The organism is Staphylococcus sp. HMSC62A08 (assembly GCF_001839105.1).
Taxonomy (GTDB): domain Bacteria; phylum Bacillota; class Bacilli; order Staphylococcales; family Staphylococcaceae; genus Staphylococcus; species Staphylococcus caprae.
On record NZ_KV840027.1, the window covers coordinates 1 to 8846 of the forward strand.

At 29.4% G+C, this 8846-nt stretch carries 9 protein-coding genes and 2 pseudogenes; 6 read left to right on the top strand and 5 right to left on the bottom strand.

Annotated elements, in window-relative coordinates; genetic code table 11:
• Positions 1–108 precede the first annotated feature (108 nt).
• Entirely contained in the window at positions 109–1350 is a 1242-nt protein-coding gene (locus HMPREF3264_RS00780; protein WP_070871606.1) for a restriction endonuclease subunit S, read from the top strand.
• A gap of 95 nt (positions 1351–1445) precedes the next feature.
• Here HMPREF3264_RS00780 and HMPREF3264_RS00785 read toward each other — a convergent pair whose 3' ends face one another.
• Positions 1446–1847 carry a DUF3139 domain-containing protein gene (locus HMPREF3264_RS00785; protein WP_070871607.1) on the bottom strand — a complete coding sequence of 134 codons (402 nt, stop codon included), beginning with the start codon at positions 1845–1847 and terminating at the stop codon, positions 1446–1448.
• A gap of 116 nt (positions 1848–1963) precedes the next feature.
• On the opposite strand from HMPREF3264_RS00785, the gene HMPREF3264_RS00790 reads away from it, so the two are divergent.
• A complete protein-coding gene (locus tag HMPREF3264_RS00790; RefSeq protein ID WP_070871608.1) occupies positions 1964–2713 on the top strand; it encodes an NlpC/P60 family protein in 750 nt (249 codons plus the stop codon).
• 486 nt (positions 2714–3199) lie between these two features.
• Here the strand turns inward: HMPREF3264_RS00790 and HMPREF3264_RS00795 are convergent, their stop codons facing one another.
• A complete protein-coding gene (locus HMPREF3264_RS00795; RefSeq protein ID WP_070871609.1) occupies positions 3200–3499 on the bottom strand; it encodes a hypothetical protein in 300 nt (99 codons plus the stop codon).
• A 136-nt stretch (positions 3500–3635) separates the two neighbouring features.
• Here HMPREF3264_RS00795 and HMPREF3264_RS00800 point away from each other — a divergent pair, with 136 nt between their 5' ends.
• Together HMPREF3264_RS00800 and HMPREF3264_RS00805 are read left to right on the top strand one after the other, a co-directional pair.
• On the top strand, positions 3636–3995 hold the full coding sequence (locus HMPREF3264_RS00800; protein ID WP_070871610.1) for a DUF3139 domain-containing protein: 360 nt from the start codon (positions 3636–3638) through the stop codon (positions 3993–3995).
• Between the two features lie 219 nt (positions 3996–4214).
• Positions 4215–4993 (top strand): annotated as a pseudogene (locus HMPREF3264_RS00805) ((S)-acetoin forming diacetyl reductase).
• Positions 4994–5080: 87 nt separating this feature from the next.
• Here the strand turns inward: HMPREF3264_RS00805 and HMPREF3264_RS00810 are convergent.
• Positions 5081–5458, bottom strand: coding sequence for a hypothetical protein (locus tag HMPREF3264_RS00810; RefSeq protein WP_070871611.1), 378 nt, complete (start codon positions 5456–5458; stop codon positions 5081–5083).
• A 238-nt stretch (positions 5459–5696) separates the two neighbouring features.
• On the opposite strand from HMPREF3264_RS00810, the gene HMPREF3264_RS00815 reads away from it, so the two are divergent.
• Positions 5697–6473, top strand: a complete 777-nt coding sequence (locus HMPREF3264_RS00815) for a tandem-type lipoprotein (protein ID WP_083327766.1) — start codon at positions 5697–5699, stop codon at positions 6471–6473.
• A 53-nt stretch (positions 6474–6526) separates the two neighbouring features.
• A pseudogene (locus HMPREF3264_RS00820) lies at positions 6527–7267 on the top strand (tandem-type lipoprotein).
• 95 nt (positions 7268–7362) lie between these two features.
• Here the strand turns inward: HMPREF3264_RS00820 and HMPREF3264_RS00825 are convergent.
• Both HMPREF3264_RS00825 and HMPREF3264_RS12855 read right to left on the bottom strand, forming a co-directional pair.
• Complete coding sequence (locus HMPREF3264_RS00825; RefSeq protein ID WP_070871612.1) at positions 7363–8277, bottom strand: DUF1672 domain-containing protein; 915 nt, start codon at positions 8275–8277, stop codon at positions 7363–7365.
• A gap of 89 nt (positions 8278–8366) precedes the next feature.
• Positions 8367–8846 (bottom strand): DUF1672 family protein (locus HMPREF3264_RS12855; RefSeq protein ID WP_256323943.1); only part of this gene is annotated, 480 nt, incomplete at its 5' end.

The following is an 8846-nucleotide window of genomic DNA, read 5'->3' on the forward strand; positions in this document are numbered from 1 at the left end:
AACCGATCGATTTAGACCAAGTCCAACAACTTAAAGACATTGATAAAGACATCGCCAACGTAGAATCTGAAATTAACGAATACCTCAAAGAACTAGGAGTGTTGAACAATGACTGAACAATCAAACACCCCAGAATTGAGATTTCCAGAATTTAAAGACGAATGGACACAGTCTTTTCTCGATCAATTAGGTGATTTCAAAAAAAGTTATTCTCTATCAAGATCATATGAAGGGAATGGTGATTATAGATATATTCACTATGGAGATATACATTCTAGATTTCCTTCAATACTCAAGTTTGCTAATATAATTCCTACTATTACTGAAATTAAAGATTTTGAAGAGATTGAAAAAGGAGATTTAATATTTGCAGATGCATCTGAAGACTATAAAGATTTGGGAAAAACAATTTTAGCGGATTTCAACGATTCGAAAATTATTGCTGGATTACATACTCATCTATTTCGACCTAAAAATTTTATTGATTCTAGATTTTTACTGTATAACACTAAGACTAATAATTATTTAAAGTTTATTCGTAAACAGGGTACAGGCATTTCTGTACTGGGCATATCAAAAAAGAATCTATCTAAATATTTAATGAGTTTGCCCTCAAGTGAAGAGCAATATAAACTAAGTAATTTCTTTAGCAAACTCGACCGCCAGATTAAGTTAGAAGAAGAGAAACTTGCACTCTTCGAACAACAGAAAAAAGGTTATATGCAAAAGATTTTCTCACAAGAGTTAAGATTTAAAGATGATAATGGATGCGATTATTCCAATTGGGAAATGAAGAAATTAGATAAGATAGCTAATTATAGAAGAGGTTCATTCCCACAACCTTATGGAAATAAAGAGTGGTATGATGAATTAAATGGCGAACCATTTGTTCAAGTCGTTGATGTGGATAAAAATATGCAATTACATGAACAAACGAAACAAAGAATTAGTGACTTAGCTAAATCGAAGAGTGTTAAAGGATATAAAGGTGATATTGTAGTCACTTTACAAGGAAGTATAGGGCGTGTAGCTATTTTACAATATGACGCATATATTGATAGGACGTTGTTACTAATTAACTCTTTTAAAATAGATATCAATAAGAACTATTTTAAATATGCTCTCTATTTACTATTTTTAAAGGAAAAAGAAAAGGCCCCTGGAGGTACTATTAAAACAATTACTAAAACAGTACTTTCAAATTTTATAATCAATGTGCCATCAATTAAAGAACAAGTGAAAATAGGAAATTTTTTAGAGAAATTAGATTATCTAATTGAAAAACAGACCTTGAAAGTTGAAACATTACAACAACGAAAACAAGGACTACTCCAAAAGATGTTTGTATAATTCTGATAAAAACCTATGATATTAACTCAAAATAGAGAGTTTGGGACATAATTCCCAAACTCTCTTAAACTACCGACACAGTCTTCAATTCTTTCTTATTTTAAATCATATTTTTCCTCAAAGTGATGTCGCTTTCTATATTCTTTATATTTATTTTTATTAAGATCGTATCTTTGATATTTCTCTTTTAAAACAGCTTCTCCAGTTACTTTACCATCATCATCAAGATCATAATAATATTGATATGTATTATATGGCTCCTCTTTATAAGTGACTTCTAAATAGTTATCTCCAGTATTAAACGTGAAAATGGGTTCTTCTGTTTTAATTTTGTTTTCCCATCCTTTTTGCTTAAGCACACGGTGAACTTTTGTTTTGGTTTTAGCTTCTTCCTTTTTTTTATAATTAGAGTAATGGGACACTGTAAGAAGAATTAGTACAGAAATAATAATTAAAATGATAACAATAATTCCTATTATTTTATATGTTTTTTTCATATTAAGCTCCTTAAATAAGTGTTATTATTTTATTAATATTTTGTGAAATTTAATAAAATAATACAATTTTATGATATGTTTTTAATGAAACACAGTCAAGTCATAGGAGGAAAGCAATGAAAAAGTTAATAACTAGTTTATTATGTACCACAATATGTGGCACAGTTCTGACTACAGGAAGTGTAAATGCGCAAGCTGACAGCTCAACTAACTCTAATTCGTTGAAAGAACTTCAAGATGAAGGCGTTGTGTCTAAATCCATTACTGAAGAACAGTGGAAACAAATTCAAGCCGAAAACCGAGCAGAAGAAGCAAAATTTGAAAAAGAAGTTGAGGCACAATGGTGGAAACAACAAAAGCAAGATCAAATAGATCGAGAAAATCGTAAAAGAAAAAAGAAGTTTCATTTGAAAAAAGGTGACTTTTTTATCACGAATGGGACAGATTCAAAAGGTTTCACAGGCCACGCTGCAATTTATTTAGGAAATGGAAAAATTAAGGAAGCACCTGGATTTAAAAGACCAGTAAAAGTAAAACGTTTTTATGAATGGAAAAAGGCGACTTTAAAAAAGAAAAAAGGACACCCTAAACACCGTTATATCGGTGTATATCGAGCGCCTAAAAAATATAGAGGCAAAGCTGGAAGATATGCAGCATCTCATTTTAGTCATGTGCCTTATAACATAACGCCTAATATTTATTCTAAAAGCCCAACGTATTGTTCTAAATTAGTTTGGCAATCTTATTATTATGGCGCCGGACCATCCTCAGTTCACCTACTCTCTCAACCTCAATTTATTATTTATCCATATTCTCTCAACCGATATATCAAGTCAAAAGCTGTTCGGGTTTATAAAAGAGGTTAGAAAAGGTTAAGGTATTAAATGCATATCATATACAAACTAACTACTCATAATACATCATTGTGTTAACAAAAAATGTATAAGCTTTATATTTCTACGCATTCTAGTGATATAATTTATGTAACAAGGAAATCTAGCATGAAAGTATCAATCACCTCACTATTGCCGTAGTGAGGTGATTTTCTAAAGGTGTGGTTATAGTCGCGATTACGTAGCCAATGCGTCAATAAAGAAATAATACTAACAAATACATATTGTTTTTAATGATTCAATGATTAAAGCAAAACTATAGGCGTGTCTCCTATACTATATAGGATTAAATAGTATACTAAATCAAAGTACAACTTTTTGGCCTCAGTACAATGTATATTAAACGCTTTTTAATGAATAAAATATAAGGATTAAAAATTGTTAACTTAATTTTTGTCTCTATTTATCCAGTTCTATTGATTTTATGTTTGGTTTTTCTGGGAGGAATCCATGTTTAATTTAAATAGTTAATGTCGCTGATTTTCCATTAACATCAATAGGATAGTATCCTACATGTCCACTGCCTTGATTATCAGCTTTTCCCTCAATTGAAATTTTATCTTGTTTCCTTAAAAATTGATAAGTTTTATTATTTTTTGATATTTGACTTAGTTTCTTAGTATCTTCATTTTTAATATAAGTATTTAACTGTTTTTCACTTGAGTAAAAAGCCCATTTATCAAAGAATAAAAAGTTTACTATAGTATAAATAATCGTTATGACAATGATGATTGCGATGATATAAAACACTTTTTTCATAAATAATCACCTTTTTAAAATTATTATTAAATTATGATAACTTATAAGTGTATAGGTTTACTATATCAGATAATTTTTTCAATAAGGTGCTAAAAAAGAAAATGTATGAATCGACAATTTATTGAGGAGCTTTGAAATGGACAAATTAGTTAAAATTTTAGGAGTTATAGGAGTTATCGCAATTATTGTAGCGATTGTTATTGCATTAGTTGTTAGAGGAATGCATAAGCATGAAAAACACGAAGAAGCTAAGCTCAGACATAAAGTTCACCATGTCTTCAAGCAAAAAGGTTGGGAGAATAAGGTTAAAACAGAAAGAAATATTTTCACATTTAATACTGGATATAACGATTTAGAGGTCACGTTTAAAGATGAACCTTATAACACATATACTTATTCTCTTGACGAAGGTAATAGAGTGACGGGAGAGGCTGTTTTAAAAGATCAATACGAGAAAAAGCCAAAGCATTTTAAAGAATCATATGATCTTAAGTAAATAATATATTTCATAACAAGAAAACTAGGAACATATTTAAATTAATAGTTGATAAGGTAAATTTATGGACAGTAGCTTTTATTAAGAGTTGCTGTCTTTTTAAATGAGGTTAGATATTAAGATATAAAGTTTGATTAATAATTCACAAACTATACATAGTATTATTATGCTCTGGTGATAAGATAATAATTGAATATATTATCGACTGGAGTGATATAAATGAGTAATTCTAAAAAAGTAGCAGTTGTTACTGGAGCGGCTCAAGGTATTGGTTTAAAAATAGCTGAACGTTTATTTAAAGATGGCTATCATTTAGCAATAGTTGATTATAATGAAGAAGGCGCTAAACAGGCTGCTGAAAAGCTTACATCAAAAGAACAAGAGGTCATTGCCTTTAAAGCTGATGTTTCAAATCGTGATGAAGTCTTTTCAGTATTAAGAAAAGTTGTTGAGCATTTTGGAGAGTTAAATGTACTAGTGAATAATGCAGGATTAGGACCTATGACACCTATTGATACAGTTACGCCTGAACAATTCGACCAAGTGATTGGCGTAAATATTGGTGGCGTATTCTGGGGCATTCAAGCTGCATTAGAGCAATTTGATAAGCTAGGCCATGGCGGTAAAATAATCAATGCAACTTCTCAAGCAGGTGTAGAAGGTAATGCGGGATTGTCTTTATATAGTAGTACTAAATTTGCTGTGAGAGGTTTAACTCAAGTAGCTGCTCGAGATTTAGCTGAAAGGGTATTACCGTTAACGCATACGCTCCTGGCATCGTTGAAACTCCTATGATGGAAGGTATCGCAATTAAATTAGCGAAAGAGAACAACAAACCTGAGGAGTGGGGATGGAAACAATTTACTGATCAAATCACTTTAAAACGATTATCAAAACCAGAAGACGTGGCTAACGTAGTAAGTTTCTTAGCTAGCAGTGATTCAGATTATATTACAGGCCAAACTATCATTGTTGACGGTGGAATGAGATTCCATTAAAAAGAATATATGAGAAAAACGTTTATGCACTATCCTGACTGCATAAACGTTTTTTTATGAGTAAATTTAATAGCATATAGATATGAATCAATTATCTAATTTTTCATTAATCATAAACCCGATATCACTTTTCATTTCTTCAACTAACGGTATAAGTTCTGGTAAGTAATTATTAGCGAAGCCACTAATGATTTGATACTTAACTATAGGTGTTATTGATTTATCTTTAGGTATATGTTTATCTATAATGGTTTTTAAATCTTTATATTGGATTTCCTCTGACGTTTTATTAGAAACATATCTTGAGAATGCGGTTAGAATCTTTTCGAAAGCGTTTTCCCCAAAATTCATTTGTAAGAATAATAGACTTATTGATTTAGTTTCGAATTGATTTTCTCCTAATACTTCAGCCAATTCACTAACGGAATGAATAAGTAAATTAAAATTTTCTTCGTTAAGTTCCACTAAAAATTCTCCTTTTTATATTTTGTTAGCTAACATAATTTATCTCGTTTTTTCTATTATTTTAACTTAGTCATTTAATTATATAAATGAAGTAACTGAATGAAGAATGTATATATATAATGTTAAATAAGGTGTTCTAATATATTTTTAATATTTATTAATTTTCAAATGAAAAGTATAGTCTTTTACATTAAAATGAAGTTGTAAGCTATTAATTTTAATAGAAAGATGTGAATCGATGAATATATCAAAAATGTGGATATTAGTCATAGCTGTACCTTTAACAATTGTAGTTATTGTCGTTGGTGGATGGTATGGTTTAAAGCTAAATAAAGAAAAAGAGATTAAAGATAGTTTCTCAAAGACATTAAATATGTATCCAATTAAAAATCTAGAAGATTTATACGACAAAGAAGGATTTAGAGATGAAAATTTTGATAAAAATGATAAAGGGAAATGGATTTTAAATTCTGATATGGGAATAGAAAAATCAGGCGGTGATTTAAAATCTAAAGGGATGTTATTAAATATAAATAGAAATAAGCGAGAGGCTACAGGTTATTATTATGAAACTATATATAGTGATGATATAGATAAATATGATGATGGAGTAAAAGAAACAAGATACCCTGTTGAAATGAAGAACAATAAAATTTATTTAACTAAAAAGGTTAAAAATAAGAAAATAGAAGAGGAAATAAAAAACTTTAAATTTTTCTCTCAATACGGAAATTTTAAAGATATTGATTCATATAAAAATGGTGATATTACATATAACCCTGAAGTACCAAGTTACTCTGCTAAGTATCAACTGAATAACAGTAATTTTAATGTGAAACAGATTAGAGAAAGATATGATTTACCTACTAAGAAAGCACCTAAACTCGTTTTAAAAGGTGATGGTGATTTAAAGGGAAGCTCAGTAGGCACTAAAGATATAGAGTTTATATTTGTAAGAAATAAAAAAGATAGTATTAGCTTGAAGGATAGTATTGAATTTAAGCCTACACATTAATACTAGGAGAAAGAAGTGGACGAATGAATCTATCAAAAAAGTGGATATAAGTCATAACTATACCATTAGCAATTGTAATTATCATCGTTGGTGGCTGGTATGGTTTAAAGCTAAATAAAGAAAAAGAGGTTAAAGATAGTTTCGCAAAGACATTAGATATGTATCCAATTAAAAATTTGGAAGATTTATATGACAAAGAAGGATACAGAGATGAAAATTTTGATAAAAATGATAAAGGAACATGGGTTTTAAGTTCTGAAATGTCTATTAGGAAGAATAGTGATAAGTTGGTTTCTAAAGGTATGGTCTTATTTATGAATAGAAATAATAAAAAATCTAAGGGATTTTATTATATAAATACATTTTATGATAGAGGACCAGAAGATGATCATGAAAAAAGAATACCAGTTAAGCTTGAAAATAAGAAAATAATTGTTACTAAAAATTTGAAAGATAAAAGGCTGAAGAGTGAAATAGAAAGATTTAAATTTTTCTCGTAATATGCAAAGTTTAATAACTTGTCGCAATATAAAAATGGAGATATTACTTATAATCCCGAAGTACCAAGTTATTCTGCGGAATATGAATTAACTACCACAGATGAAAATGTAAAAGAATTGAGGAAGCGATACGATATTCCTACAAATAATTCGCCTAAACTTTTATTAAAAGGCAAAGGAAATATAAAAGGATCTTCAGTTGGAGACAAAACTATTGAATATACATTTGAAGAAAATAAAAAAAGTGATATTTATTATACGGACAGCCTAACATATCAACCAAGCGATCATTAAAATAGATATTAATGATTACTTGGTTGGTTACAAAATGGATACAGAAGTTTTAGATTCAATAATCACCCAATTTTGCAAGGTCTCTACCGTTAATTTTATTCATCTTCGAAAGCTCCAAATTCAACGTAATCGATATCTTCATAGCGAGGTTTTTTTGTTGGTATATTCATGTCGCCAAATAGATTGGTAATAGTAACTTTTTCTGGCATTTGATTTTCTTTTTCAATAGATTTTGAAAGTTTATAGACATTATGAATTTTTTCTTTTCTAGTAATATCTTTTTTTGTAGAAAATAAGGTAGCTACTACGTCAGAATTAGCTGTATAGTTTAATTGTTTCCTTGCCCGTTTCATGCCTTCTTTAAATTCTGCATCACTTTTATTAATCAAAGGTTCATAATATTTACGATATTCTTTAAGATTTCTTGAAAGATAAGTAATATAAAAATATTTATTTTGATATCCTACATTTTGTGTTTTATTAATCGCTTCTTTAGTAAAACCAGTATATTGATATTTCTCTTTATTATCGTCAAAGAACTTATAAAGGTAATCATATTTCTCTTTTTGAGCTCGATATTCAAAACCACTTAATACGGTGCCAACCATATTATTCATGTCATCACCATTGTCATGACTTCTCATAGAACCTTTTTCATAAATCGATTCTTTATCGAAAGGGATACTTGCGTTGAATACAATATCGTGGTCGTCGCAATGCACAAATACTTCAACACCGTCGCCACTGCCGACAACGTTGGTCGCTTTGACGTTTAAACTAAAGTTATCTTTAAAGAATTGTTCTCCGAGTTTTTCGTATTCTTTTCGGTGTTTCTTCGCATATTCAATAGCGCTTTTTTCAGCTTTTGGCTGAAAACCTTGTCCTACATATTTACTGGCTGGCATTTCTTCGGGGACTGATTGTGACGTTTTGTTTAAATGATGATCTATCGTCGAACATCCGAATAATAAAAGGGGACTAATTAGCGCAAAATTTATTAATTTTTTCATCGTGCACCTCAATCTCAAATCAAGTTTTGGCAAATATTTAGGTAAATGTAATTGCTTTGTATATGATTAACAAGTTAATTGTCATTGGTTTACTTTCTATAAACACCATACTTAATTGGTTTATTGTCATCGTAGAAAGGCTTTTTAGTGTTAATTTCTCCTTTGCCTAACATTATAGTTATAGTGGATTGTTTAGGTTTGTTATCTAATTTACTTAGTTTATCGCTTAAATTAATTACATCATCAACTGAATTATCTTTAGTGAATCCTTTCTTTGTACTAAATAGTGTCGTAACCACATTGGAATTTGCTTCATAATGTAGTTCTTTTCTTGCTTGCTTCATACCTTCTTTAAAATCTGCATCACTTTTATTAATCAAAGGTTCATAATATTTACGATATTCTTTAAGATTTCTTGAAAGATAAGTAATGTAGAAATACTCATTTTGATAACCGACATTTTGTGTTTTATTAATTGCTTCTTTAGTAAATCCAGTATATTGATATTTGTCTTTGTTATCGTCAAAAAATTTATAAAGACGGTCATATTTCTCTTTTTGAGCTCGATA

Bases quoted from the DNA above. Each gene is read 5' to 3' on its own strand.
- HMPREF3264_RS00785 (WP_070871607.1), bottom strand. From the start codon at position 1,847: ATGAAAAAAACATATAAAATAATAGGAATTATTGTTATCATTTTAATT.
- HMPREF3264_RS00795 (WP_070871609.1), bottom strand. From the start codon at position 3,499: ATGAAAAAAGTGTTTTATATCATCGCAATCATCATTGTCATAACGATT.
- HMPREF3264_RS00800 (WP_070871610.1), top strand. From the start codon at position 3,636: ATGGACAAATTAGTTAAAATTTTAGGAGTTATAGGAGTTATCGCAATT.
- HMPREF3264_RS00825 (WP_070871612.1), bottom strand. From the start codon at position 8,277: ATGAAAAAATTAATAAATTTTGCGCTAATTAGTCCCCTTTTATTATTC.
- HMPREF3264_RS00815 (WP_083327766.1), top strand. From the start codon at position 5,697: ATGAATATATCAAAAATGTGGATATTAGTCATAGCTGTACCTTTAACA.
- HMPREF3264_RS00790 (WP_070871608.1), top strand. From the start codon at position 1,964: ATGAAAAAGTTAATAACTAGTTTATTATGTACCACAATATGTGGCACA.
- HMPREF3264_RS00780 (WP_070871606.1), top strand. From the start codon at position 109: ATGACTGAACAATCAAACACCCCAGAATTGAGATTTCCAGAATTTAAA.